This window comes from Streptomyces sp. NPDC086080, assembly GCF_044540255.1.
GTDB lineage: Bacteria > Actinomycetota > Actinomycetes > Streptomycetales > Streptomycetaceae > Streptomyces.
In genome coordinates, this window is record NZ_JBITRU010000003.1 from 152953 (window position 1) to 179032 (window position 26080).

The window sequence follows — 26080 nt, forward strand, 5'->3', positions numbered from 1 at the left end:
CCCGCCTTTCGGCCGGCCCGGCGGCTGAGGACGAGGGGTCCTGTCCGCCGTCGTGGTGTGCCGATCACGGTCTGTCGCCTCCGCGTCGGAGCCGTCCGATACGTGCCGCCGAGGTCCGTCGCGCGATCATCGCCGGTCCCGGTTCGGCAAGCCGCAACGGGACCTCCGGCGAAGACGACTCGTGCCGCGACCGGCAGATCACGCCGGGTTGATCGGCTGCACCACGCGGCGGGACGCCGTCGGACGGTGCCCGTAGGGCCCCCGGAGGGTCAGGGGCCCGGCCCGCCGGGGCCGGGAGGGGAATGGGAAGGGGCGGAGGGGGCGAATCCACCTCACCCCACATGGCCGCCCTCGACTGTCAGTGGCACATGGCAGGATCGGACACGTGGCAGACACAGCATCGAAGACGACCGACCAGACCCCCGGCGGCCCCCGCCCCCGCTTGATGCTCATGGACGGGCACTCACTCGCGTACCGCGCGTTCTTCGCGCTGCCCGCGGAAAACTTCACCACCGCGACGGGCCAGCCGACCAACGCGATCTACGGCTTCGCGTCGATGCTGGCCAACACACTCCGTGACGAGGCACCCACCCACTTCGCCGTCGCCTTCGACGTCTCCCGCAAGACATGGCGCTCGGAGGAGTTCACCGAGTACAAGGCGAACCGCTCCAAGACCCCGGACGAGTTCAAGGGCCAGGTCGAACTGATCGGCGAGCTGCTTGACGCGATGAACGCGCAGCGCTTCGCCGTCGAGGGCTTCGAGGCGGACGACGTCATCGCCACCCTCGCCACCCAGGCCGAGGCCGAGGGCTTCGAGGTACTGATCGTCACCGGCGACCGGGACTCCTTCCAGCTCGTCTCCGAGCACACCACGGTGCTGTACCCGACGAAGGGCGTCTCCGAGCTGACCCGTTTCACCCCGGAGAAGGTCTTCGAGAAGTACGGCCTGACCCCGGCCCAGTACCCCGACTTCGCCGCGCTGCGCGGCGACCCCTCCGACAACCTGCCCGGCATCCCCGGCGTCGGCGAGAAGACCGCCGCGAAGTGGATCAACCAGTTCGGTTCCTTCGCCGAACTGGTCGAGCGCGTCGACGAGGTCAAGGGCAAGGCCGGGCAGAACCTGCGCGACCATCTGGAGTCCGTCAAGCTCAACCGCAGGCTCACCGAGCTGGAGCGCCGGGTCGAGCTGCCCAGGGCCGTCCCCGACCTGGAGCGGACCGCCTACGACCGCAAGGCCGTGGCGATGATCCTGGACACCCTGGAGATCAGGAACCCCTCGCTGCGCGAGCGCCTGTTCGCCGTCGACCCGGGCGCGGAGGAGGCCGAGACCAGCCCGGTCGTCGCGGAAGGCGTGGAGCTGGACGGCACGGTGCTGGGCACCGGCGACCTGACCGGCTGGCTCGCGGAGCACGGCACCGGCCCCCTCGGGGTCGCCACGGTCGGCACCTGGGCCCTCGGTACCGGCTCGGTCGCCGAGATCGCGCTGGCCGCGGCCGCCGGACCGGCCGCCTGGTTCGACCCCTCCGAGCTGGACGAGACCGACGAGCAGGCGTTCGCCGCGTGGCTGGCCGACGCGGAGCGCCCCAAGGTGTTCCACAACGCCAAGAGCGCGATGCGTGTCTTCGCCGAGCACGGCTGGAGCATCGAGGGCGTCACGATGGACACCGCCCTCGCCGCGTACCTCGTGACGCCGGGCCGGCGCTCCTTCGATCTGGACGCGCTGTCCCTGGAATACCTGCACCGCGAGCTGGCGCCCGCCGCCGCGCCCGACGGCCAGCTGGCCTTCGGCGCGGACGAGGGCGCGGAGGCCGAGGCGCTGATGGTGCAGGCCCGCGCCATCCTCGACCTGGGCGAGACCTTCGAGGGGCGCCTGGAGGAGGTGGGCGCGGCGGATCTGCTCCGCGACGTGGAGCTGCCCACGTCCGCGCTGCTGGCCCGCATGGAGCGGCACGGCATCGCCGCCGACCGGGAGCACCTCCAGGCCATGGAGCAGATGTTCGCCGGCGCCGTGCAGCAGGCGGTCAAGGAGGCGCACGCGGCGGCGGGGCACGAGTTCAACCTGGGCTCGCCGAAGCAGCTCCAGGAGGTTCTCTTCGGTGAGCTGGCCCTGCCGAAGACGAAGAAGACGAAGACCGGCTTCACCACGGACGCCGACGCGCTGGCCTGGCTGGCGGGCCAGACCGACAACGAACTGCCGGTGATCATGCTCCGTCACCGGGAGCAGGCGAAGCTGCGGGTCACCGTCGAGGGCCTGATCAAGACGATCGCCGCGGACGGCCGCATCCACACCACGTTCAACCAGACCGTCGCGGCGACGGGCCGTCTGTCCTCCACGGACCCCAACCTCCAGAACATCCCGGTCCGCACGGACGAGGGCCGCGCGATCCGCCGTGGCTTCGTCGTCGGCGAGGGCTTCGAGTCCCTCCTGACCGCCGACTACAGCCAGATCGAGCTGCGCGTGATGGCGCACCTCTCCGAGGACGCCGGCCTGACCGAGGCGTTCACCTCGGGCGAGGACCTGCACACCACGGCGGCCGCCCAGGTGTTCTCGGTCGAGCAGTCCGCGGTCGACGCGGAGATGCGCCGCAAGATCAAGGCGATGTCGTACGGCCTGGCGTACGGGCTGTCGGCGTTCGGCCTCTCCCAGCAGCTGAACATCGAGGCGGCCGAGGCGCGTGCCCTGATGGACGCGTACTTCGAGCGGTTCGGCGGCGTACGGGACTACCTGCGCCGGGTGGTCGACGAGGCGAGGGCGACCGGTTACACGGCGACGCTGTTCGGCCGCCGCCGCTACCTGCCCGACCTCAACAGCGACAACCGTCAGCGCCGCGAGGCGGCCGAGCGCATGGCGCTCAACGCACCGATCCAGGGCACGGCGGCGGACATCGTCAAGATCGCCATGCTGAACGTGGACCGCGCACTGCGCGAGGCGGACCTGCGCTCCCGCATGCTCCTCCAGGTCCACGACGAGATCGTCCTGGAACTCGCCCCGGGCGAGCGCGCGACGGTGGAGGACCTGGTCCGCCGGGAAATGGCCACCGCCGTCCGGCTCCGGGTCCCCCTGGGCGTCTCGGTGGGCGCGGGCCCGGACTGGGAGTCGGCAGCGCACTAGTGACTCGTCCCGCGTCGTTGGCCGCGCAATCGACGTGCCGCCCGTCGGGTGAGCGGCCCGCTCGCTGATACCGGGGCTGCCGGCCCCGCGTCCCTGACTACCGCCTGGCGCTGCCAGGCAGGGGCTGACCTCCTCCCGGCGACGCCTCGCCTCCGGCGCCTGCTGTCAGTCGGGAGGAGCCCCCCTGACGTCGGTGGTGGGATGTGCCGGACATCCCGGGCCGTTGGAGGTCAGGCGGCGTGAGGGTGGGCGGCGGTGCGTTCGCTGACGGGTCGTCGGCGCAGGTGCGTCTGCTGGAGAGCCGGTGGCACGTAGGCCTGGTCGAGCGTGCCGACGTCGGTGCCGGGCGGGACGATCTCGTCGATCCGGTCGAGGATGTCGTCGGTGAGGGCCACGTCGACGCCCCCGAGGAGGTCGTCGAGGTGGCTCATCGTGCGCGGTCCGACAATCGCGCTGGTCACCCCGGGATGGGCGATCGCGAAGGCCATGGCGAGGTGGGTCAGCGGCAGGCCCGCTTCCTCGGCGAGCGAGATGAACCGCTCGACGGTGTCGAGACGGTGCTCGTCGCCCAGGTGCTTGAAGAAGCCTGCGCGGCGGAGTTCGTTCGGCCCGCCCTTGCGGACGCGTCCCGTGAGCAGTCCCTGCCCGAGCGGGCCCCACACCAGCGTGCCCATCCCGTGGCGCTGCGCGGTCGGCAGCACCTCGCGTTCGATGCCGCGGTTGAGCAGCGAGTACGGCGGCTGCTCGGTGTGGAACCGTGTCAGGCCGCGCCGTTCGGCGACCCACTGGGCTTCGACGATGTCGGAAGCCGGCATGGTGGACGTCCCGATCGCACGGACCTTCCCGCTGCGGATCAGGTCGGAGAGCGCGGACAGCGTTTCCTCGATGTCCGTGGTGGGGTCGGGCCGGTGGATCTGGTAGAGGTCGATGTGGTCGGTCCGCAGGCGGCGCAGCGAGTTCTCGGCCGCGGTCACGATCCAGCGCCGCGAGGCGCCCTGCTGATTGGGGTCGTCGCCCATCGGCATGCTCACCTTGGTCGCCAGGACGACGTTGTCCCGGCGCCCCTTGATCGCCCTGCCGACGATGTCTTCGGAGTCGCGGTAGGCGTCGGCGGTGTCGATGAGGTTGATGCCCGCGTCCAGCGCTTTGTGGATGATGCGGGCCGATTCGTCGGGGTCGGGGTTGCCGACGGACGTGGCGAACATCAGCGCGCCGAGTGCATAAGGGCTGACCTTGATACCGGTCCGGCCGAGCGTGCGGTACCGCATGCGAACCATGCCTTTCTCTCACGAAAAGATCCGGATCATTCGGAACACCGGCAAACCCGCGAACGACGGGATACGACCGTCGGGCGGGCACCGCGTGTGCCACGCGGCACGGTGCTCGTCCCGTCGCACCCGCAGGGCGCCGCCGGTCCGCCGGGCCGGCTTCCAGCGTGCGGTGGTGCGGGCCCCGGCGGGAGAGACGTCCTTGTCCAGGGACGGGCTGTCCCTGGCTGCGTCCGGCGCCGCGGGGCATGGTGGAGCGGTGGACAGAACCGAACTGGCCGACTTCCTGCGCCACCGCCGTACCCGACTCGCCCCTGCCGACGTGGGGCTGTCGCAGGGCGCGCGGCGCCGCACCCCGGGACTGCGCCGCGAGGAGGTGGCGCAGCTGGCGGGCATGTCCACCGACCACTACACGCGCCTGGAGCAAGCCAGGGGCTCACGCCCGTCCCGTCACATGCTCGCCGCCGTCGCCCGCGCGCTGCGGCTGACCGGCGACGAACGGGACCACCTCTTCCATCTGGCCGGCGAGGAGCCCCCACGCAACCAGACGGCCACGGAGCACGTCCGTCCCGGCCTGCTCCTCGTCCTCGACCGGCTGACCGACACTCCCGCCCAGGTGGTGAGCGACCGCGGCGACATCCTCGCGCAGAACGCGATGGCCAAAGCCCTCCACGGTGACGCGTCCGCCCGCCCCGAGCCGGAGCGCAATATCGCCTGGCGCTACTTCACGGACCCGTCCGCGCGGGAACTCTTCCCGGCCGAAGACCGTGACCGCGCCGCCCGCACGGCGGTGGCGGACCTGCGCGCCACACTCGCCCGCCGCCCGGACGACCCGCGGCCGGCGGAGCTCGTACGCCGGCTCCGCGCCCGGAGCGAGGAGTTCTCGGCGCTGTGGGACACCCACGACGTCGCCGTCCGCCGCGCCGACGTCAAGCGCTTCCTGCATCCGGTCGTCGGCCCGCTGGAGCTGGACTGCGAGGTACTGCTGACCCCGGAGCACGACCAGCGACTGATCGTCCACACCGCCCGCCCGGGCAGCGACTCCCACGAGCGGCTGGAGCTGCTGCGCGTGGTCGGCATCCAGGACCTGACCCGCGGCTGAACGACCACGCAGGCCCCGTCGGCGCCCGCAGCAGCGATACGCCTGGGCGCCGCGCCCGGTCGCCGACATCGCCCTCCGCTTCCCTGCGCACAGTCGACATCGACGGCCGGGCCCGGGATGCACGCCGGGCCAGACGGGCGGCTGCCGCGGCCCCCGACGGACCGCTTCCGTCGCAGCCTGACGGTCGACACGCCGGACCAAGGCCCCGGCACGGCAGTGCCCGCGCCGGGGCCGGGCCCGCGCGGTGTCGCCCCCCGGCAAGGGTCCCCCTCCGTCGAACCCCCCGGAGGGAACGTCACTCGCGTGGCCCTTGCGGGGATGCCGTCGGCCGGGGCGGCTCTCGCGTGGTGTCGCCCCCCGGGCAAGGGTGCCCCCCGTCGAACCCCCCCGGAGGGAACGTCACTCGCGTGGCCCCCGCGGAGACGCCGTCGGCCGGGGCGGCCGACAGGATGCGACGCATGGGTATACGCATGCTGCATCGCACAGCGGCACCCCCGCGGGCCGACGCCGACGGACCCCCTCTCAAGGCGTTTCCGCCGGCTCCGGTCTTCGCGGCCGCCGCAAGTACCGCCCGCATCCCCGTCACCCTCACGACCGCGCTGCGCCACGCCACCGCGGACCTCGGCCGCCGCCTCACCGCCGGCCGCCGGCCGGACGACCGCACCTCCACCGGCGAGCGGGCACCCTGGAGGCTGTGGGCCGAACTGGCCCGCGCCCGTCTTACCCTCGTGGTCACCCTGCTGTCCCGGCCCCGCCCCGTCCGTACCGTCACCGTGTTCGTCGCCGCGAGCGACACCCTCAGCGTGCGACCGTACGGTCCGGCCGCCGCGTACCGCCGTCCGCAGGGCCCGCCGTGGCCCGGCCGGCCGGACGCCACGCCCTGACGGCCAGGGCGTACAGCGGAAGAGCGAGGACCAGTCCCGCGCCCGCGCCGAAGCACACCGTGGGGATCAGTTCCCAGGGCTTCGCGGCCGCGCCCCAGTAGGCCCACCACCGCGAGGCCCGCTGCACCGCACCCCCCAGCGCACACCCGCCCAGCAGCGCGACGGCCCCCCACCGGTCGGAGGCCGAGAGGACCGGCACCCCCGCCGGTCCCGCCGCCCCGGCACCCCCGGGCACCACCCGGCGCAGCGCCCGCGCGACGAACGACGCGACCACGACCGCCGCCACCGCTGAACCGCCGTACTGCAGGTACCAGTACAGCGGCGACCCCGCGATCTCCTCGCCCAGTACGGGAAACACCCGCATCCCCCACCGGTCGGGATGGGTGAACGCGTCCCAGACGACATGCGTCAGCGCCCCCAGCACCGCGGAGACGTACCAGCGCGCCACCAGCGACAAACGCACGCGCGCCCGCGGCGCACCACAGCGCGCCAGCGTCGCCACCCGCCCCTGCCGTGCTCGCGGCAACAGCGCCACCAGCGGCTCGCGGACCAGCAGCCACAACCCCACCAGTGCCCAGGCGATGAGCACATCGACCGTGAACACACCCCGGAAGGCATGCGTCACATCGCCGAACTCCATGGCTCCCGACAGGACACTCGCCGCGTAATAGGTCATGTCGGGAGCGAAGCTGCCCGCGATGAGTACGGAGGGGACCAGGGTGCCCCGGCCGCTCCCGTCGGCGCGCACCGCCGGCAGCACCGCCATCGCATGGCTCAGCGTGAACGGCAACTCGGCTCCTCGCGGCACGTGTTGACCGGGCCCGTCGGAGGCCGTCGATCGGTGGGCCCCAGTATGCGGGACTCCCCTCCTGGCCCGATCGCGGCGGGAACGTGGCCAACCGGTGAATATCGGTCATGAACAGGTGTCCGCGCAAAGGAAGTTGTCGTAGGGTCGCGAGGGTCGCCATGCCGCACGGCCGTACGCGCAACCGGCGGGGCGGCGAGATCGTCACAACAGGGCGGGCACAGCACACGTTGACGGGCGCCACAGCGTCCTCGGGAGGGGTTCACTCTATGGCGGCGCATTTCGGCAGGCGGCTGCGCAAGGGAGCGGCGACCACCGCTTTGGCCGCGGCAGCGGTGGCGGCCCTGTCCGCCTCCCAGGCCCCGGGTGTGACCCTCGACGACCAGGGCAGACGGTCCGCCTCCGACGCCACGCCCTCGCCCGAGGAGGCCGCCGACGGCGGCAGCGCGACCGGCAACTCGCCGTACTACACGGACCTGCCCCCGCTCAACAGCCCGAATCCCTCACCGAGTTCCGCTACGGAGACGGTCGCCTCGGGCGAGGCCGAGGCGGGCATACCCGCGACCGTCCTCGACGCCTACAAGCAGGCCGAGGCCGCACTGCGCGAGAAGAAGCCGGGCTGCCACCTGCCCTGGCAACTCCTGGCCGCCATCGGCAAAGTGGAGTCCGGTCAGGCCCGCGGCGGAAACGTCGACGCCGACGGCACCACGCTCTCCCCGATCCTCGGCCCCCAGCTCGACGGCAACGGCTTCGCCCTCATCAAGGACACCGACAACGGCGCCTACGACGGCAACAGCGCCTACGACCAGGCCGTCGGCCCCATGCAGTTCATCCCCTCCACCTGGGACTGGGCGGGCCGCGACGGCAACGCCGACGGCCGCAAGGACCCGAACAACATCTACGACGCCGCCCTCTCCGCCGGTCACTACCTGTGCCGCTTCGACTGGGACCTGTCCGACCGCGGCGACCTCAGGAAGGCGATCCTCAGCTACAACAACTCGACGGACTATCTGAACACCGTCCTGTCGTGGCTGGAGTACTACCGCAAGGGCACCCACGAGGTTCCGGACGGCACCGGCGCCCTGCCCGGGGGACGCAGCGACGACACGACGACCCGTCCCTCGCCCTCCCCGAAGGCACCGGTCACCTCGTCACCGAAGCCCAACCCCGAGCCCACCAGGCCGGGCGGCTCCGGCCAGACTCCGAGTCCGAAGCCGCCCGGCTCCGGAAGCCCGACCACTCCGCCGCCCACCACTCCGCCGCCCACCACTCCGCCAAGCACCACCCCTCCGACTCCGACCGACACGGTGGACCACCTGGAGGACGCGGGTTCCGCGACGCTCACCGCGATGGCCGGCGACGTCTTCACCGACAGGGTCAGTGCCCGCGCGGAGACGGCAGCCGGCAAGGCGGTGGCCAAGGTGCGGATCCGCTTCAGCGTCCTCGGCGACACCGACGCCACCTTCTCCGGCGGCGAGAGCGTGGCCACCGTCGTCACCAACAGCTCGGGCGTGGCCGTGGCGCCCGCGCTCCGGGCCGGGGAGAAGACCGGCGTGTTCGCGGTCCGTGCCGTCGTCGTGGGCCGTGAGGTACCGGGCGTCGTCTACAAGGCGACGGTCACCGAACGAGCCGCCGACACCCTCGTCCGTACCGGCGACGCGGCACTGACCTGCACCCCGGGCGGCGAGTTCGCCGAGCCGGTCGAGCTGAAGGCCACCTACGACGGGGCGGTCGCCGACAAGGTCGCCGCCACCGCCACGCTGGTCAGGTCCGCCGACGACCCGGCCGAGAACGACAAGGGCCCCTACTTCAAGGACGCCGACGGCAAGGCGGTCCGCACGCTGAGCGGTCTCAGGACCGACGCGAACGGTCTGCTGAAGCTGCCGAAACTGTACGCGGACGACACCACCGGCACGTTCCTGCTCCGCGTCACCACCGCGGGCGGAGCGACCCTCACGGTCGAACTGACCGTGGCGGCGGCGACGGAGACCGAGGCGCCGTCCCCGGCCCCGTCGGCGAGCCCCACCGCCTGACGGCACGGCACGGAACCGGACGGTACGGCACGCGCGCGAAGGCGCCCCCACGCACCACGGAGGGGGCGCCCTCACGCGTGCCCGCAGCGGCGCGGCTCACCGCCTGAGCCGCGCGTTGGTGTGCCGGGTCGGCTCGGCGCCAGCCGGATCCTCCGGCCACGGATGCTTGGGATACCGCCCGCGCAGCTCGGCCCGTACGCCCTTGTAGCCGTCCCGCCAGAAGGAGGCGAGATCGGCGGTCACGGCCGCCGGCCGCCCGGCCGGGGACAGCAGATGAACCAGCAGCGGCACCCCGGCCACCCGGGGCGACTCCTGGAGCCCGAACATCTCCTGGAGCTTCACCGCGAGCACCGGCCGCAGCGGGTCGGAGTAGTCGATCCGGATCGCGGAGCCACTGGGCACGGTGATCCGTTCGGGCGCGAGCTCGTCGAGGCGCGCGGCCTCTCCGGAGGCCCAGGGGAGCAGCCGCCCCAGTGCCTGCCCGGCGTCGATCCTGGCGAGGTCGGCGCGCCGCCGGGCCCGGCTCAGCTCCGGCTCCAGCCACTCCTCCACACGCGTGTGGAGCGCCTCGTCGGACACATCGGGCCACGGCTCGCCGAGCCGGCCGCGCAGAAAGGCCAGACGCTGCCGCAGTACGGCGGCGCCGGCGGGCCACCGCAGCAGCCCGAACCCTTCCTGCCGCAGTCCGTCCAGCAGGGCGGCCCGGACGCGTGAGGGGTCCGCGCCGGTGTACGGCCGTACGGCCAGCTCCACCGCCCCGAGCCGCTCGACCCGCCGCGCGACGACGTCCCCGTCGGCCCAGCGCACCTCCTCACGGTGCTCCAGCAGCACGCCGGCCGCCTGCCGCGCGATCCGCTCGTCGACGACCGCCCCGAGCCCCACACGCGCGTGCCCGCGTCCCACCGGCCGGTCGGCCACGGCGACGGCGAGCCACTCCGCACCCCGCAACACGGAGCCCGCCCCCACCTCGGCCCGTGTCCCGGACACCATCAGATAGGCCCCGCCGTCCACCCGGGCCACCCGCTCGGGAAACGCGAGCGCGACCACCACCCCGACCCGCCCGTCCTCCCCACCGACCTCGAATCCCTCACCGGCCGCCGAGCCCGACACCCCCGGCGAGAACCCCGCCCCCTGCCCCACGCCCTCCTCGGACGGCGGACCCGCTTCGGCCCGGTCACCGTCCTGCGGGCGTGACGGGGAGCCCGGTGCCGGGGCCGTCACCCGGCCGCGGCCCTCCGCCCCGGCAGGCGAGCCCGCCACCACGGGTCCCGCGCCGTCCTCCGGGCATGGTGCGGCGCCCGGTGCGGGTGGTCGTTCCGAGTCCTCGGTGTTCTGGGCCGTGGCGGGCTCGGAGCGGTGCCGGGGGTGCGGCGGGGAGCCCGATGCCGGCGTCGCCGTCCGGCCGCGGCTTCCGCCCTCCGCCCCGGACTGCGGGCCCGCCTCGGGCCTGGCACCGTCGTCCGGACGCGGGGAGGAGTCCGGTGTCCGGACGGTGGTCCGGGTGTGAGGGACGCCCTCCGTCCCGGACAGCGTGCCCGGCGCGGGTCCGGCGCCGTCCTGGGGGCGTGGCGGGGAGTCCGGTGCCGCGGGCGCGGTGGGCGGGGGCACGTGGGTGGCACGGGTGCCGGTTCCGGGCAGTCGATCGGGTGGGGAGTCCGGTGCGGGGTGCCGGACCGGGGTCCCGGGGGTGAGGCGGCGCAGCCGGCGGACCTCTGTGCGCCAGCGGGCGGCGTACGCGTCGCCGCCGTGCCGAGCGGTGCGCAGCGCGCCGGCCAGGTCGTCGCCGTAGCCGCGCGGTGGCTCCTCGCCGATCAGGGCGACCACCTCGGCCGCGAGGCCCGCGCCGACCACCGGCGCCGCGTCCAGCAGCGCCCGCCCCAGCCGGGGATGCAGTCCCAGGCGCGACAACCGGGTACCGCGCTCCGTGGCACGCCCGTCCGGGCCCACCGCCCCGATCGCCGTCAGGACGGAGCGGGCCGCCGCCATCGCCCCGCCCGGCGGGGGATCCAGCAGCGCCAGCCCCGAGGCGTCCGGATCGCCCCAGCAGGCCGCCTGGAGCGCGAACGCCGTCAGGTCGGCCACCTTGATCTCGGGGGAGGGGAACCGCGGCAGCCGCGCGTCCTCCGCCTCCGCCCAGCAGCGGTACACCGCACCCGGTGCCTCACGCCCGGCCCGCCCCGCCCGCTGCCGCCCCGCCGCGCGGGAGGCCCGCACCGTCGCCAGCGCGCTCAGCCCCCGCGCGTGGTCGACCCGCGGCTCCCGTGCGAGCCCCGCGTCCACGACCACCCGCACCCCGGGAACCGTCAGTGACGACTCCGCCACCGACGTCGCCAGCACCACCCGGCGCCGCTCCCCGGGCGCCAGTACCGCGTCCTGCACGGCGGCCGGCGCCCGCCCGTGCACCTGGAGCAGCTCCACGCCGGCCAGATCCGCGAGCTGTCCGGCCACCCGCGCGATCTCGCCCACGCCGGGCAGGAACGCCAGCACGTCCCCGTCCCGCTCGGCCAGAGCCCTGCGCACCACCGACGCCACATGCGTCAGCAGCACCGGGTCGACCCGCATGCCGTGCGGCGGCCGTACCGCACGCACGGGGGGCGCCCAGACCACCTCCACCGGGTACGCGGCACCGCGCGCCTCGACCACCGGCGCGCCGCCCAGCAACCGCGCCCAGCCCTCCGCGTCCGTCGTCGCCGAGGCGGCCACCAGCCGCAGCTCCGGCCGGAGCGTCTCGCGCACGTCCCACAGGAACGCCGCCGCCGTGTCCGCGTCCAGATGCCGCTCGTGGCACTCGTCGAGCACCACCACGTCCACCCCGGCCAGCTCCTGGTCGTGCTGCAACCGCTGCACGAGCACACCGGTCGTGACGACCTCCACGCGCGTGTGCCGACCGACCGCCCGTTCCCCGCGCACGGTGAAACCGACCGACTCGCCGACCCGCTCACCCAGCAGCCACGCCATCCGCCGTGCCGCCGCGCGGGCGGCGATCCGCCGCGGCTCGGCGACCACCACCCGCCGCGCGGGGCCCGCGCCGAGCAGCCCCGCCAGCGCCAGGGGCACCAGCGTGGTCTTACCGGTCCCGGGCGGTGCCACCAGCACGGCGGTGCCGTGCGCGTCGAGCGCGTCGGTCAGCCCCGGCAGGGCCTCGCGTACGGGAAGGGCGTCCAGCGCGTCGTGACGGATCACGCACTCAGTCCCGTACGCACACGAAGATCGCCGTCCCCGGGATCAGATTCCCGCGCAGCGGGGACCAGCCACCCCACTCGGAGGTGTTCCAGGCCGGCCACTCCGGCTCCACCAGGTCCACCAGCCGGAACCCGGAGGCGACGACATCACGCACCCGGTCCCCGAGCGTCCTGTGGTGCTCGACGTACACCGCGCGGCCGTCCTCGTCCTGCTCGACGTACGGCGTGCGGTCGAAGTACGACCCGGAGACGCTCAGTCCCTCCGGGCCCGGCTCGTCGGGGAACGCCCAGCGGATCGGATGCGTCACGGAGAACACCAGCCGGCCCCCGGGCCGCAGCACCCGGCGCACCTCGCCCAGCACCAGCCGCGGATCGGCGACGAAGGGCAGCGCCCCGTACGCCGAGCAGGCCAGGTCGAAGGAGCCGTCGGCGAACGGCAGCGCGCCCGCGTCGGCGCACACCAGCGGGACCGGCCCGCCGATCCGCAGCGCGTGCTGCAACTGCCGGTGCGAGATGTCCAGGGCCACCGGACGCGCCCCCTGGGCGGCCAGCCAGCGCGAGCACTGCGCCGCGCCGGCGCCCAGCTCCAGGACGTCCCGTCCCTTCAGCTCCTCCGGCGGGCCGAGCAGCTCCGCCTCCACCTCGTCCAGACCCTCGGGACCCCACACGAAGCGGTCGTCGCCGAGGAAGGTGCCGTGCTCGGTCTGGTACTCGTCCGCGTTGCGGTCCCACCAGCCCCGGTTGGCGCGTGTGCTCTCCGCGACGTCGGCCTCCCGCCGGGTCGCCTCCGGTTCGGGTGCTACGGGCTCTTGGATGATCTGCTCCCTCGTCGTACTCTTCCGTCCAACCGGACTCCGGCGTGTCGCGCAGAGGCGGGTTCACAGCCCCTGCGTGGCCTCGGATGATGGGACTTGTGCCGGTTATGCGGCGATCCTCCCCGGGTGGGCGGCTTCGCACATTGACCCTGCCCGGCTGCCCCCGTATGCTACAAGTTGCGCTGCGAGCTTGCGCGCCTCAGACGTAGCAGGCTGCGCTCGCATCTGTTGTATGTCCCCTCGGTTCTCGAGGCGTCGTCGCCAGTATCTGGTGGGGCGCTTCCTTGGCTGTCCGGCTTCTGCAGAGCGAAACGGGCTCCGGCGTAGCAGTACCTACGACTTCAATGTCCGTACCGGAGCCCTTTCCCACATGACGAGCAGCACCGAGACCACCGCCACCACCCCGCAGGTTGCGGTCAACGACATCGGTAACGAGGAAGCATTCCTCGCCGCGATCGACGAGACGATCAAGTACTTCAACGACGGCGACATCGTCGACGGCGTCATCGTGAAGGTCGACCGGGACGAGGTCCTGCTCGACATCGGTTACAAGACCGAAGGTGTCATCCCGAGCCGCGAGCTCTCGATCAAGCACGACGTCGACCCCAACGAGGTCGTCGCCGTCGGTGACGAGATCGAGGCCCTTGTTCTCCAGAAGGAGGACAAGGAAGGCCGCCTGATCCTCTCGAAGAAGCGCGCCCAGTACGAGCGTGCCTGGGGCACCATCGAGAAGATCAAGGAAGAGGACGGCATCGTCACCGGTACCGTCATCGAGGTCGTCAAGGGTGGTCTCATCCTCGACATCGGCCTCCGCGGCTTCCTCCCGGCCTCCCTGGTCGAGATGCGCCGTGTCCGCGACCTCCAGCCCTACGTGGGCAAGGAGCTCGAGGCGAAGATCATCGAGCTGGACAAGAACCGCAACAACGTGGTCCTGTCCCGCCGTGCCTGGCTGGAGCAGACCCAGTCCGAGGTCCGCCAGACGTTCCTCACCACCCTGCAGAAGGGTCAGGTCCGTTCCGGCGTCGTCTCCTCGATCGTCAACTTCGGTGCCTTCGTGGACCTGGGTGGCGTCGACGGTCTGGTCCACGTCTCCGAGCTGTCCTGGAAGCACATCGACCACCCCTCCGAGGTCGTCGAGGTCGGCCAGGAGGTCACGGTCGAGGTCCTCGACGTCGACATGGACCGCGAGCGCGTCTCCCTGTCGCTGAAGGCGACCCAGGAAGACCCGTGGCAGCAGTTCGCCCGCACCCACCAGATCGGCCAGGTCGTGCCCGGCAAGGTCACGAAGCTGGTTCCGTTCGGTGCGTTCGTCCGCGTGGACGAGGGCATCGAGGGTCTGGTCCACATCTCCGAGCTGGCCGAGCGCCACGTGGAGATCCCGGAGCAGGTTGTCCAGGTCAACGACGAGATCTTCGTCAAGGTCATCGACATCGACCTCGAGCGCCGTCGCATCAGCCTCTCGCTGAAGCAGGCCAACGAGGCCTTCGGTGCCGACCCGTCGGCGGTCGAGTTCGACCCGACCCTGTACGGCATGGCCGCGTCCTACGACGACCAGGGCAACTACATCTACCCCGAGGGCTTCGACCCCGAGACCAACGACTGGCTCGAGGGCTACGAGACCCAGCGCGAGGCGTGGGAGACCCAGTACGCCGAGGCGCAGTCCCGCTTCGAGCAGCACCAGGCGCAGGTCATCAAGTCCCGCGAGGCGGACGAGAAGGCCGCTGCCGAGGGTGGCGACACCGCGGGTGCGGCTCCGGCCGCGTCCGGTGGTGGCGGTTCGTACTCCTCCGAGGGCGGCGACCAGTCCGGCGCGCTGGCTTCGGACGAGGCGCTGGCCGCGCTGCGCGAGAAGCTGGCGGGCGGGCAGAGCTGAACGCTCTCCGCTGAGGCCTAGCCGTTGACTGAGGGGCCGTACCTTTCGAGGTGCGGCCCCTCAGTGCCGTCCCGGTTCCGGGCGTGCGGACCGGCTGCGAGCCGGTGAGGTCCTGTCGCGCAGTTCCCCGCGCCCCTGGGGGAGTTCCCTCGCCCTTGAACGAGAAGTTGCCCCTGATGGGCTCGTGCCCGGGAATTCCGGTGTCGGCGGCCACGTTGTGGTCTAGGGACACGAGGAGGAGCGGTCACTGTGCTTGATCCGCAGGGTTTGTACGCATGGGAGCCGAAGGGGCTCGGCGTCGTCGACATGGCGCTGGCCCAGGAGTCGGCCGGACTTGTCATGCTCTACCACTTCGACGGATACATCGACGCGGGGGAGACCGGGGACCAGATCGTCGACCGGCTGCTCGGCTCGCTGCCCCACCAGGTCGTCGCACGCTTCGACCACGACCGACTCGTCGACTACCGCGCCAGGCGCCCGCTGCTGACCTTCACCCGCGACCGCTGGACCGACTACGAGGTGCCCGCGCTGGAGGTGCGTCTGGTCCAGGACGCCACCGGGGCGCCCTTCCTGCTGCTGTCCGGTCCCGAGCCGGACGTCGAATGGGAGCGCTTCGCCGCGGCCGTCCAGCAGATCGTGGAGCGGCTGGGCGTCCGCCTGTCGGTGAACTTCCACGGCATCCCCATGGGCGTCCCGCACACCCGCCCCGTCGGTATCACCCCGCACGGCAACCGTACCGACCTCGTCCCGGTGACCAGCAGCGTCTTCGACGAGGCGCAGGTGCCCGGCAGCGCCGAGGCGCTGGTCGAGTACCGGCTCATGCAGGCCGGACACGACGTCCTGGGGGTCGCCGCGCACGTGCCGCACTACATCGCCCGTTCCCCTTATCCGGACGCGGCGCTGACCGCCCTGGAGACGGTCACGGCCGCCACCGGCCTGGTCCTGCCCGGGGTCGCGCACTCCCTGCGCACCGACGCGCACCGCACCCAGACCGAGATCGACCGCCAGATCCGGGAGGGCGACGACGAACTCACCGCCCTCGTCCAGGGCCTCGAGCACCAGTACGACGCCGCAGCGGGCGCGGAGACCCGGGGCAACATGCTGGCCGAGCCGGCGGAGATCCCGTCGGCGGACGAGATCGGCCGCGAGTTCGAGCGCTTCCTGGCGGAGCGGGAAGGCGACCACTGACGTCGTCGGCCTTTCCGGCGCCGTCCTCGGTCGCCGGTGTCACGTCGACGCCCTCCCCGACGGTTGCCGCCGGACAGGCCCTAGGCTGCTGTGCATGCTGACAGTGGGTCTGACCGGCGGTATCGGGGCCGGCAAGAGTGAGGTGGCGCGGCTGCTCGCCGAGTGCGGGGCCGTACTGATCGACGCGGACCGCATCGCCCGTGAGGTCGTCGAACCGGGCACGCCGGGTCTCGCCGCGGTCGTGGACGCCTTCGGCGAGGAGGTCCTGGCGGCGGACGGCACCCTCGACCGGCCCCGACTGGGCTCGATCGTCTTCACCGACCCGGAGAAGCTGGCGGTCCTCAACTCGATCGTCCACCCCCTGGTCGGCGCCCGCTCCCGCGAACTGGAGGAGGCCGCCGCCGAGGACGCCGTCGTCGTCCACGACGTCCCGCTGCTCACCGAGAACGGCCTCGCGCCCCTCTACGATCTCGTGATCGTCGTCGACGCGAGCCCCGAGACCCAGCTCGACCGGCTCGTGGGCCGGCGCGGCATGACGGAGGAGGACGCCCGCGCGCGGATGGCCGCCCAGGCGACCCGCGAGCAGCGCCGGGCGATCGCCGACATCGTCATAGACAACGACGTACCCCTCGGCGAGCTGGAACGACGCGTCAAGGACATCGGGGCCGAGCTGGTCCGCCGGGCGCGGGCGCCCCGCCCGGAATAGAGGGCTTCCAGCGGGTGGTTCACACCGTCGAGCAAGGGAAGGATTCCGCCGTGCCCGAGATCAGTGGTCCGACCGGACGTACGCCGGAGACCCATGTCATCGACTTCCGTGCCGCCGAGCGACTGCTCGCCTCCCGGGATCCGCAGGGCGCGGTGAAGCTTCTGGACGGCGTGATCGACGTCCATCCGGAGAACACCGCCGCGCGGCTGCTGCGTGCCCGTGCCTTCTTCGCGGCGGCCCAGCTACGGCCCGCCGAACTGGAGTTCTCCCTGGTGCTGGAGCGCGAGCCGGACAACGCCTTCGCCCACTTCGCGCTCGCCCGCACCTATCAGCGGCAGAACCGTCCGCATCCGGCCAGGAGGCACTTCCGGCTGGCGGCCGCCCTGGACCCGAACCCGGAGTACCTGAAGGCGGCCCGCTTCGACGCGTGACGGCGGCGCGCACGGTCCGCCGCTACGGCCGCGGCCTCGGCGGCTCGTACGGGGGGACGTCCGGGCCCGGCTGGTAGTGCGGCCCCTGACGGATGTGCCGGACGACGACGATCAGGTCGACCGTGACGAGCAGCCACAGCGCCCCGCACGCCACCGCCCAGCCGGGGTGTCCCGCGAGCGCGAACGCCACGGTCCCGGCCACCGTCCAGACCACACCCCAGATGCTCAGCCAGAACCGCATCCGCAGCGCACTGCGGGCGGTCGCCGGTTCACTGCCCGTACGCATCGTCCTCACCACCCATGCCGCCCGCGAGCCGCGGTTCTCCCCGTCCGAGTGCCCGGATCGGCCCGGTTCACCTCGCGCACAAGGCCGGTACTCACTCGGACGGGTGAACCTGCGGCGGGTAGGAACGGGCGTGCGGACGTCGTCCGTTGGACGGACATGGAACTGCGCATGCGTGACGGGTACGAGGGGACGGGCCCCGGGGCGATCACCCCGGACGGCTGCGCGGTGGAGCTTTACTCCCGGCTCCCCGTCGGGGACGAGCCGGACATCGTCGCCGCCGCGGTGCCGGCGGGAGCGCGGGTGCTGGAGCTGGGCAGCGGCGTGGGACGGATGACCCACGCGCTGCTGGAGCGAGGATTCGACGTCACCGCGGTGGACGAGTCCGCGGAGATGCTGGAGCGCGTGCGCGGGGCGCGGACGATACGCAGCCGCATAGAGGACCTCGACGTCGGTGAGACGTTCGACGTGGTGCTGCTGGCGTCCTTCCTGGTGCACGCGGGGGACGTCGAGGTGCGGCGGGGCCTGCTGCGCACCTGTGCGCGGCACCTGGCAGAGGGCGGCTGCGTGCTGATCCAGCGGGAGGGCGAGGACTACCACACCGACGTGCCGCGCGAGCGGGTCGACCCGGCCGGCTGCACCCTGCGGATCGTGTCGGCGGAGCCGGTGGGCGACGGGGCCGACTCGGTGCGCGCGGAGTATGTGTTCCCGGACGCGGTCTGGACACAGACGTTCCGCGCCCGGCCCCTGACCCCGCAGCAGTTCGAGGAGGCACTGGAGGAGGAGGGGCTGAGGGTGGACCGGTATCTGACGGCGGACGGGACATGGGTGAGGGTGGTGCCGACGGCCGGGAACTGAGCGCGGAAAACGCCTTGGGCAGCGATGAGTTCACGGGCGGCGAGCGGTCTGCCCCTGTGACAGCGAACGGACCGTATCCCCCAGGAGACTCCCGTGCCCGAGACCACCGCTCCCGCCCCGCCCGCCGCCGCTTCCTCTCCCCGGACCGTCGCCGCGTCCGCGTCCGAGTCCGCGTCCGCCCACAGACGGCGTGCCCGTGTCGCCCTGCGCGGACTGCGGATACTGCTCGCCCTGTTCTACGCCGTCGCCAGCGCGCTGCCCAAGCTGATCGCTCACTCCTCGGCGGTCGGGACCTTCGACGAGATGGGCTGGGGCAGTACGGGGATGTACGCCATCGGCGTGCTCGAACTCGCGGGAGCGATAGGCCTGTTGGTGCCGGTGCTCCAGTCGGCGGCGGCGACGGGGCTCGCCGCGCTGATGGTGGGCGCGTTCGTCACGCAGATCACGGTGTTCGACGGTGAGAACGCGGCGACACCGGTCATCCTGATCGTGCCGCTCGTCCTCATCGCCTGGGCCCGCCGGGACCGGAACACGGAGCTGCTGCGGCGGCTGCGCCACCGAAGCTGAGGTCCCGCGGGACGGATACGCGCCCTCGCCGACACCGTCCGGCCACGGCCGTGCGACGGAGGGGACTACCCCGGCACCGTCCGGTGGCGCCCGATGGGTCAGCACGTGGTCCGCCGCGGAACCTGCGGTCGGCCCCCGGACGGCCGGGCCCGGACGGTCGGGCCCGGCCCGCCCTCGTCAGTGGCGCGGCCACGATCCCTGGTTCCGCCGGAGACCGTCCGGTCGCGCGCGGCCCAGGGTGCCGAGTCGTCCGCCGCGGGGCCCGCGGTCACCGGTGGCGGCCCGGCCGAGGCGCTGCCACCGTCGGTGGTCCCGCCGAAGATGTCCCGCCATGGCCACCGGCCGTCCGGCGACCACCGGTCCTGTCGCCCGCACGCCGGCCACCGCTTCCGCCACAGGCCCCGGCATCACCGAGCGTCCGGCGCCCAGGCCATCGGGTCCGACGCGTCAGGCCGGCCCACCGCTGCCGCGGCGGCCGCCGGGCTCCGCGGGGCCGCCGGAAGCGAGCGGTCCGCCCAGCCCGCGCAGGCGTTCCATCTCGCGACGGTCGCGCTTGGTCGGGCGGCCGGTGCCCCGGTCGCGGATTCCGGCCGGGGCGATCGCATCGCGGGGCGGGGGCGGCGGGGAGTTGTCGACGTAGCACTGGACGGCCACCGGAGCGCCGACCCGCTTGCGGATCAGCCGCTTGACGACGACGATCCGCTCGCGGGTCTCGGCCCGCAGCCGCACCTCGTCACCGACGCGGACGGAGTGTGAGGGCTTCACCCGCTCGCCGTTCACCCGGACATGTCCGCCCCGGCAGGCGGCGGCACCGAGAGACCGCGTCTTGACCAGCCGTACCGACCAGATCCAGCTGTCGATCCGCACGGATCCACCGCTCCCCGGTCCGGCCGCCTCGGCGGCCGCCACGGCAGCGGCGGTCCTGGGGTCCTCGTCACTCTCGGAAGCCATGGTGCCGACTTTAGTCTCCGGAGCCGACCGGTGACGCGGGCATTTCTCCGGCCGGGCCGGCGCCTACCGTGGAGCCATGGACCCCAGCGGCCTCTCCCGTCTCGATCAGCGCGTCGTCGGCTGCCGTGCCTGCCCCCGGCTGGTCGACTGGCGTGAGGAGGTCGCCCGTACCAAACGGGCCGCGTTCGCGGACTGGACGTACTGGGGCAGGCCGGTGCCCGGCTTCGGGCCGCCGGACGCCCGGCTGCTGATCGTCGGGCTGGCGCCCGCGGCACACGGTGGGAACCGTACGGGGCGGATGTTCACCGGCGACCGTTCCGGGGACGTGCTGTACCGGGCGCTGTACGACGTGGGGCTGGCCTCGCAGCCGAGCTCCACCCACCTCGACGACGGACTGGAGCTGTACGGCGTGCGCGTCACCTCGCCCGTGCACTGCGCCCCGCCCGTCAACAAGCCCACCCCCGAGGAGCGGGACACCTGCCGGCCCTGGCTGGTGCGGGAGCTGCACCTGCTGCGGCCGACGGTCCGGGCCGCACTCGTCCTCGGTGCCTTCGGCTGGCAGGCGGCGCTGCCCGCGTTCGCCGAGGCGGGCTGGACCGTACCCCGGCCCAGGCCGGCCTTCGCGCACGGCGCCCACACCGTTCTGGACGCCCCCGACGGCCCCGCTCTGCACCTCCTCGGCTGCTTCCACGTCAGCCAACGCAACACCTTCACCGGCCGGCTCACCCCCGCGATGCTCAGGGAGGCCCTGCGCACGGCGGCGGCCGCGGCGGGACTCGGCACGTCGGAAACGGGACCGGGCACATCGCAAAGGGGATGAGCGGGCCCGGCCCATGGGGCTACGGTGCTCCGATGAGCAGATACCCGGAGATCGAACCGTACGACCGCGGCATGCTCGACGTCGGTGACGGCAACCGCGTGTACTGGGAGACCAGCGGGAACCCGCGGGGCAAGCCCGCGCTGGTGCTGCACGGTGGCCCCGGCTCCGCGGCCGGTCCGAATCTCCGGCGCTACTTCGACCCGGCCGCCTATCGGATCGTCATGCTCGACCAGCGCGGCGCCGGACGGTCGCTGCCCCCGGCGAGCGACCCCGCCACCGACATGAGCGTCAACACGACGGCCCACCTCATGGCGGACCTCGAACTGCTGCGTGTCCACCTGGGGATCGAGCGGTGGCTCGTCTGGGGCGTGTCGTGGGGATCGGTCCTGGGACTCCGGTACGCGCAGACCCACCCGGGGATCGTGTCCGAACTCGTCCTCACCGGCGTCGCCACGGGTTCGAACGCCGAAGTGGCCCTGCTGACCCGAGGGCTGGGGGCGATCTTCCCCGGGCCCCACAAACGGTTCCTCGCCGCCCTGCCCGCCGACGCACGCGACGGCAATCCGGCGGCGGCGTACAACAGGCTGCTGGAGTCGCCCGACCCGGAGGTCAGGGAACGCGCCGCGCGGGCCTGGACCGACTGGGAGACGGCGATCATCCCCGCCCCGCCCGGTTCGGTCGAACGCTTCCGGGACCCGGAGTTCCGTCTGGGCTTCGCCCGTACCGTCACCCACTACTGGGGCAACGACCACTTCCTCGGCGAGGGAAAGGACGCACGGGAGGGCGCCGACGAGGGTGTCGTCCTGCGCGACGCGCATCTCCTGAAGGGCGTTCCCGGCACGCTGGTCCAGGGCAGCCTCGACTTCGGCAACCTTCTCGGCATCGTCTGGCGGCTGCACCACGCCTGGCCGGACAGCGAGCTGGTGATCGTGGACGAGGCCGGCCACGACGCGGGTGCGGTCGGCGACGCGGCGCTGGTGGCGGCGACGGACCGGTACGCCCGCTCCCGCACCTGACGTCCTCCCCCCACCTGACGTCCTCCCCCCACCAAGCGTCCGTCCCCGCACACCTGACGCCTCACCGCTGGCGAGAGGTCCTACGGCCGCCACACGTACCGCACGTCCGGCTCCCGCTCCTCGTTGCCCGAGCCGTCCGTGCGCTCCACGGCAGTGAAGCCGTGCCGCTCGTAGAAGCGGTGCGCGGGCGCGTTGACCTCGAAAGTCCACAGGAACAGCCCGCCAGGGCTGCGTTTCTTCGCCAGGGCGAGGAACCGGTCACCGACCCCACGGCCGCGCCACCCCGGGGCGAGGTACAGCTGCTCCAGCTCCTCACCCGCCAGCACCAGCACACCGACGACACCCTCACCCGCGGCCTCCGCCACCCATGTCTCCCGCAGGGGTACCAGAACGTGCCGGAAGTACTCCCGGACCTCGTCGTCGGACCGGGGCCGGACCACGCCCGGCAGCGCGGCGGCGAAGGAGCGGAGCCAGACATCGGCCGCGTCCCCGGCGTCGGAGGCGACGGCCCGGCGCAGGACCACCGCCCGCTCGTCGGCCGTCATGAGCCGGACGGGTCCGGTACGACCGCCGTCGCCGTGATCTCCACGAGCTGCCCGGTGTATCCGAGGCACGCCACCCCGATCAGGGTCGACGAGTGGGGCCCCGCGCTCAGCCCGGACGCCTCGACGACGTCCCAGACGGAGTGGAGCACGGTGGGCTCACCGCTCACGACGTACACGTCCGTCGTGACGACGTGCTCCGGGCCGCTGCCCACCGCCCGCAGCTGTTCCTCGAGGTTGGCGATCACCTGCCGGGCCTGCCGCACCGGATCCCCCTCGCCGACCAGCTCCCCGTCCGCGTCCAGGGGGACGGAACCGGCGAGGAACGCCAGCCTGGTGCCGGCCTCGACGACGGAGGCGTGGGAGTAGGCGGGCGGTGCGAAGAGCGAGGGCACGGTGACGCGCTGGATCACGAGGGCTCCTGAAGCGGTGGACGATCGACGCCGTCGATCGTCCACCGCGCGGAACGCGCCCGCATCCGAATTACGTCCGCGTCCGCGGTGCCCTGTGCGGCGGTGCTACGGGTGCAGTACCACCTTCGTGTAGCCCTCGATCCGCTTGTCGAACTTGTCGTAGGCCGACGGGGCCTGGTCCAGGGGCAGTTCGTGGGAGACGACGAAGCTGGGTGTGGCCCGCCCCTCGATGATCATGTCGCGCAGCTGCCGGTTGTAGCGCTTCACGTTGCACTGCCCCGTGCCCAGCTTCAGGCCCTTCTCGAAGAGCTTGCCGACCGCGACGAGGAGCATGCCCTGCTTGGACTGCTCGTCGGGGGCTCCGGGGTCGGAGGGGACGTAGAGCCCGGGAATGCCGAGCATCCCGGTGGCCCGGACCGTGCGGACCAGGGAGTTCAGGACCGTCGCCGGTTCCTCGCGGTCCGTTTCCGTGCCGCCCGCCGACGCCTGGTAGCCGACGGCGTCGACGCCCTTGTCGGTGCCCATGCCCTCGGTCTGCTCGTAGATCTGCTCGACCGGGTCGCCCTCGGCGAAGTTGATCGGGACCGCTCCGATCTCCTCGGCCTTCTGCAGCCGCTCGGGGACCCGGTCCACGACGAACACCTTCTTCGCGCCGCGCAGCAGCGCCGAGTAGGCGGCCATGAGACCGACCGGGCCCGCGCCGTACACCGTGACGCTCTCGCCGGGGCGTACCTGGGCGAGTTCACAGCCGTGGTAGCCCGTCGGGAAGATGTCGGCGAGCAGGATGAAGTCGTTCTCGTGTTCCTTTCCCGGCGGCAGTTTCAGGCAGTTGAAGTCGGCGTAGGGGACGCGCAGGTACTCGGCCTGGCCGCCCTTCCACGGGCCCATGGCCACATAGCCGTAGGCGCCGCCCGGGAAACCGGGGTTGACGGTCAGACAGTAACCGGTGAACCCCTCCACGCAGTTGGTGCAGAAACCGCAGGCGACGTTGAAGGGCATGACCACACGGTCGCCCTCCTTGAGCGAGGTGACGCCCGAGCCGACCTCCGCGATGGTTCCCATGTTCTCGTGGCCGAAGGTGATGCCGGGCTCGGCGGCGGTACGGCCCTCGTACATGTGCAGGTCCGAGCCGCATATCGCGGTCGAGGTGACGCGTACGATCACGTCGTTCGGATGCTGGATGGTGGGATTGTCGACGTCTTCGACCGCGACCTCGAACGGTCCCTTGTACACGACGGCCTTCATGGCTGTGACCTCCACTCGATGGCATGCATGGGTCCGGTGGCGCGCCCCGCCCTGATGTTCCGCGTGACCGATATCTCATGATTCTCCGGTCTGTCCGACGGGGCAAGCCGGTAATGTCCGCACACAGGTCGTCCGGCGAGGACGACGCACACCCCCGCGTGTCAGACGCGCGGACGCGTACAGACACGAACCGACGAGAACGGAGAGGGGTCGAGATGGCGGCGCAGCGGCTGGGAACCCTGCTTGTCCCGGTGCCCGGGCTGTCCGGCACCACCTATCCGCCGGGCACGACGGTGACGGTCCGTGGTCGCGGCGCGACGGTAGACGGCTTCGTGAACGGCGACTGGCTGCCCTTGTCGTGGTGGGAGTTCTCCGACGGCCTCCGCGAGGACATCGCCGACCGCTGACAGCTGACCGCTGACCGCTGACCGTCCCGTCAGTCGTCGCTCAGTCGTCGCTGACCTTGACCCAGTCCAGCGTGCGCTCCACCGCCCGTTTCCAGTCCTGGTAGCCCTCCCGGCGCCGCTCCTCGCTCCACTCGGGGGTCCAGCGCTTCGACTCCTGCCAGTGAGTGCGCAGTTCGTCGGTGTCCCGCCAGAAGCCGACGGCGAGCCCGGCGGCGTAGGCGGCGCCCAGCGCGGTGGTCTCGGCGACCACGGGACGGCTGACCGGTACGCCCAGCACATCGGCCTGGATCTGCATGCACAGGTCGTTCGCGGTGACGCCGCCGTCGACCTTGAGCACGTCCAGATGCACGCCCGAGTCCTGCTCCATGGCCTCGACCACATCACGGCTCTGGTAGCAGATCGCCTCCAGCGTGGCCCGCGCGATGTGGCCCCCGGTGTTGTACCGGGCCAGGCCCACCATGGCGCCGCGGGCGTCGGACCGCCAGTAGGGCGCGAACAGACCGGAGAAGGCCGGCACGAAGTACATTCCGCCGTTGTCCTCCACCGTGCGCGCCAGCTGCTCGCTGTCCGGCGCACTCCCGATGATCTTCAGCTGGTCGCGCAGCCACTGCACGGCCGCGCCGGTGACGGCGATGGAGCCCTCCAGGGCGTAGATCGCGGGGCTGCCCGCGAACTGGTACGCCACCGTCGTCAGCAGTCCGCTGCGGGAGCGCACCAGCTCCTCGCCGGTGTTGAGCACCAGGAAGTTGCCGGTGCCGTAGGTGTTCTTGGCTTCACCGGGGGAGAAGCAGACCTGGCCCACGGTCGCGGCATGCTGGTCACCGAGCATCCCGGTGATCGGGATGGCGGCGCTCAGCGGCCGGGAGGTGCGGGCGTGGCCGTACGCCTCGGCGTCGGACGAGGCGTGGATCTCCGGCAGCATGGAGCGGGGGATGCCGAAGATGCCCAGCAGCTCGTCGTCCCAGTCCAGGGTCTCGAGGTTCATGAGCATGGTGCGGCTGGCGTTGGTCACGTCCGTGGCGTGCACACCGCCGTTGGGCCCGCCGGTGAGGTTCCACAGCACCCAGGCATCGGTGTTGCCGAACAGGGCGTGGCCCGCCTCGGCGGCCTCGCGCAGCCCGTCGACGTTCTCCAGCAGCCACTTGATCTTGCCGCCGGAGAAGTACGTGGCCGGCGGCAGCCCCGCCTTGTGGCGGATGACGTCGCCGTGGCCGTCGCGTTCGAGGGCGGTGGCGATACGGTCGGTGCGGGTGTCCTGCCAGACGATCGCGTTGTAGTACGGGCGGCCGGTGCGCGGGTCCCAGACCACGGTCGTCTCACGCTGGTTGGTGATGCCGATGGTCCGCAGATCGGTGGCCGACAGGCCCCCGTCGCGCAGGGCGTTCTGGATCACCGTGTTGGTGCGCTCCCAGATCTCCACCGGGTCGTGCTCGACCCAGCCGGACCGCGGCAGGATCTGCTGGTGCTCGAGCTGGTGCTTGGCCACCTCGTTTCCCGCGTGGTCGAAGATCATGAAGCGGGTGCTGGTGGTCCCCTGGTCCACCGCGCCGACGAATTCGGGCATCACTGCCACCTCTCC

The 26080-nt window shown here is 72.5% G+C and carries 23 protein-coding genes; 13 read left to right on the forward strand and 10 right to left on the reverse strand.

All coding sequences use genetic code 11. The features are described from left to right. The first annotated feature begins 385 nt into the window (after positions 1–385). Positions 386–3112 (forward strand): DNA polymerase I, encoded by a 2727-nt coding sequence (gene polA, locus ACIF9R_RS04820; protein WP_399974379.1) that lies wholly within the window; start codon positions 386–388, stop codon positions 3110–3112. A 230-nt stretch (positions 3113–3342) separates the two neighbouring features. Here the strand turns inward: polA and ACIF9R_RS04825 are convergent, their stop codons facing one another. Continuing rightward, on the reverse strand, positions 3343–4380 hold the full coding sequence (locus ACIF9R_RS04825) for an aldo/keto reductase (RefSeq protein WP_399974382.1): 1038 nt from the start codon (positions 4378–4380) through the stop codon (positions 3343–3345). A gap of 259 nt (positions 4381–4639) precedes the next feature. On the opposite strand from ACIF9R_RS04825, the gene ACIF9R_RS04830 reads away from it, so the two are divergent. Both ACIF9R_RS04830 and ACIF9R_RS04835 read left to right on the forward strand, forming a co-directional pair. Then, on the forward strand, positions 4640–5482 hold the full coding sequence (locus tag ACIF9R_RS04830; RefSeq protein WP_399974385.1) for a helix-turn-helix transcriptional regulator: 843 nt from the start codon (positions 4640–4642) through the stop codon (positions 5480–5482). A gap of 458 nt (positions 5483–5940) precedes the next feature. Beyond that, positions 5941–6366 (forward strand): hypothetical protein, encoded by a 426-nt coding sequence (locus ACIF9R_RS04835; RefSeq protein ID WP_399974388.1) that lies wholly within the window; start codon positions 5941–5943, stop codon positions 6364–6366. On the opposite strand, the gene ACIF9R_RS04840 is transcribed toward ACIF9R_RS04835, so the two are convergent. After that, complete coding sequence (locus ACIF9R_RS04840; protein WP_399974390.1) at positions 6281–7156, reverse strand: DUF4184 family protein; 876 nt, start codon at positions 7154–7156, stop codon at positions 6281–6283. The genes ACIF9R_RS04835 and ACIF9R_RS04840 overlap by 86 nt on opposite strands. A gap of 284 nt (positions 7157–7440) precedes the next feature. On the opposite strand from ACIF9R_RS04840, the gene ACIF9R_RS04845 reads away from it, so the two are divergent. Then, positions 7441–9204, forward strand: a complete 1764-nt coding sequence (locus ACIF9R_RS04845; protein ID WP_399974393.1) for a lytic transglycosylase domain-containing protein — start codon at positions 7441–7443, stop codon at positions 9202–9204. 96 nt (positions 9205–9300) lie between these two features. Here ACIF9R_RS04845 and ACIF9R_RS04850 read toward each other — a convergent pair whose 3' ends face one another. Continuing rightward, a complete protein-coding gene (locus ACIF9R_RS04850) occupies positions 9301–12387 on the reverse strand; it encodes an ATP-dependent helicase C-terminal domain-containing protein (protein ID WP_399974396.1) in 3087 nt (1028 codons plus the stop codon). A gap of 4 nt (positions 12388–12391) precedes the next feature. Further along, positions 12392–13204, reverse strand: a complete 813-nt coding sequence (locus ACIF9R_RS04855) for a class I SAM-dependent methyltransferase (protein WP_399974939.1) — start codon at positions 13202–13204, stop codon at positions 12392–12394. A 367-nt stretch (positions 13205–13571) separates the two neighbouring features. Here ACIF9R_RS04855 and rpsA point away from each other — a divergent pair, with 367 nt between their 5' ends. The 4 genes from rpsA (at position 13572) to ACIF9R_RS04875 (ending at position 17399) form a co-directional block, all read left to right on the forward strand. Next, positions 13572–15074, forward strand: coding sequence for a 30S ribosomal protein S1 (gene rpsA, locus ACIF9R_RS04860; protein ID WP_399974399.1), 1503 nt, complete (start codon positions 13572–13574; stop codon positions 15072–15074). A gap of 249 nt (positions 15075–15323) precedes the next feature. Then, positions 15324–16262 carry a PAC2 family protein gene (locus ACIF9R_RS04865; protein WP_399974402.1) on the forward strand — a complete coding sequence of 313 codons (939 nt, stop codon included), beginning with the start codon at positions 15324–15326 and terminating at the stop codon, positions 16260–16262. 94 nt (positions 16263–16356) lie between these two features. Next, complete coding sequence (coaE, locus tag ACIF9R_RS04870) at positions 16357–16968, forward strand: dephospho-CoA kinase (protein ID WP_399974404.1); 612 nt, start codon at positions 16357–16359, stop codon at positions 16966–16968. 50 nt (positions 16969–17018) lie between these two features. After that, a complete protein-coding gene (locus ACIF9R_RS04875) occupies positions 17019–17399 on the forward strand; it encodes a tetratricopeptide repeat protein (protein WP_399974406.1) in 381 nt (126 codons plus the stop codon). Positions 17400–17421: 22 nt separating this feature from the next. On the opposite strand, the gene ACIF9R_RS04880 is transcribed toward ACIF9R_RS04875, so the two are convergent. Next, entirely contained in the window at positions 17422–17685 is a 264-nt protein-coding gene (locus ACIF9R_RS04880; RefSeq protein ID WP_399974408.1) for a DUF6343 family protein, read from the reverse strand. 168 nt (positions 17686–17853) lie between these two features. Between ACIF9R_RS04880 and ACIF9R_RS04885 the strand changes: the two genes are divergently transcribed. After that, positions 17854–18540: a class I SAM-dependent methyltransferase gene (locus tag ACIF9R_RS04885; RefSeq protein ID WP_399974411.1), complete on the forward strand. Its 687-nt coding sequence runs from the start codon at positions 17854–17856 to the stop codon at positions 18538–18540. A gap of 93 nt (positions 18541–18633) precedes the next feature. Next, positions 18634–19107, forward strand: a complete 474-nt coding sequence (locus ACIF9R_RS04890) for a DoxX family protein (protein ID WP_399974414.1) — start codon at positions 18634–18636, stop codon at positions 19105–19107. Positions 19108–19554: 447 nt separating this feature from the next. Here the strand turns inward: ACIF9R_RS04890 and ACIF9R_RS04895 are convergent, their stop codons facing one another. Continuing rightward, positions 19555–20058 carry an RNA-binding S4 domain-containing protein gene (locus tag ACIF9R_RS04895; protein WP_399974417.1) on the reverse strand — a complete coding sequence of 168 codons (504 nt, stop codon included), beginning with the start codon at positions 20056–20058 and terminating at the stop codon, positions 19555–19557. Positions 20059–20134: 76 nt separating this feature from the next. On the opposite strand from ACIF9R_RS04895, the gene ACIF9R_RS04900 reads away from it, so the two are divergent. Together ACIF9R_RS04900 and pip are read left to right on the forward strand one after the other, a co-directional pair. After that, positions 20135–20878, forward strand: coding sequence for a uracil-DNA glycosylase (locus ACIF9R_RS04900; RefSeq protein WP_399974420.1), 744 nt, complete (start codon positions 20135–20137; stop codon positions 20876–20878). Positions 20879–20910: 32 nt separating this feature from the next. Continuing rightward, positions 20911–21894 (forward strand): prolyl aminopeptidase, encoded by a 984-nt coding sequence (pip, locus tag ACIF9R_RS04905; protein WP_399974423.1) that lies wholly within the window; start codon positions 20911–20913, stop codon positions 21892–21894. An 80-nt stretch (positions 21895–21974) separates the two neighbouring features. Here pip and ACIF9R_RS04910 read toward each other — a convergent pair whose 3' ends face one another. The 3 genes from ACIF9R_RS04910 to ACIF9R_RS04920 all read right to left on the reverse strand — a co-directional run bounded on the left by ACIF9R_RS04910 (position 21975) and on the right by ACIF9R_RS04920 (position 24094). Beyond that, complete coding sequence (locus ACIF9R_RS04910; RefSeq protein ID WP_399974426.1) at positions 21975–22439, reverse strand: GNAT family N-acetyltransferase; 465 nt, start codon at positions 22437–22439, stop codon at positions 21975–21977. Next, a complete protein-coding gene (locus tag ACIF9R_RS04915; protein ID WP_399974430.1) occupies positions 22436–22849 on the reverse strand; it encodes a RidA family protein in 414 nt (137 codons plus the stop codon). The genes ACIF9R_RS04910 and ACIF9R_RS04915 overlap by 4 nt, the downstream gene beginning before the upstream one ends. A gap of 105 nt (positions 22850–22954) precedes the next feature. Further along, positions 22955–24094 (reverse strand): glutathione-independent formaldehyde dehydrogenase, encoded by a 1140-nt coding sequence (locus ACIF9R_RS04920; protein WP_399974433.1) that lies wholly within the window; start codon positions 24092–24094, stop codon positions 22955–22957. Positions 24095–24309: 215 nt separating this feature from the next. Between ACIF9R_RS04920 and ACIF9R_RS04925 the strand changes: the two genes are divergently transcribed. Continuing rightward, the gene (locus tag ACIF9R_RS04925; protein WP_055627909.1) at positions 24310–24501 is read left to right on the forward strand and encodes a hypothetical protein; all 192 of its coding nucleotides are present in this window, start codon (positions 24310–24312) and stop codon (positions 24499–24501) included. Between the two features lie 40 nt (positions 24502–24541). Here the strand turns inward: ACIF9R_RS04925 and glpK are convergent, their stop codons facing one another. Further along, a complete protein-coding gene (glpK, locus tag ACIF9R_RS04930; RefSeq protein WP_399974435.1) occupies positions 24542–26065 on the reverse strand; it encodes a glycerol kinase GlpK in 1524 nt (507 codons plus the stop codon). Positions 26066–26080 lie beyond the last annotated feature (15 nt).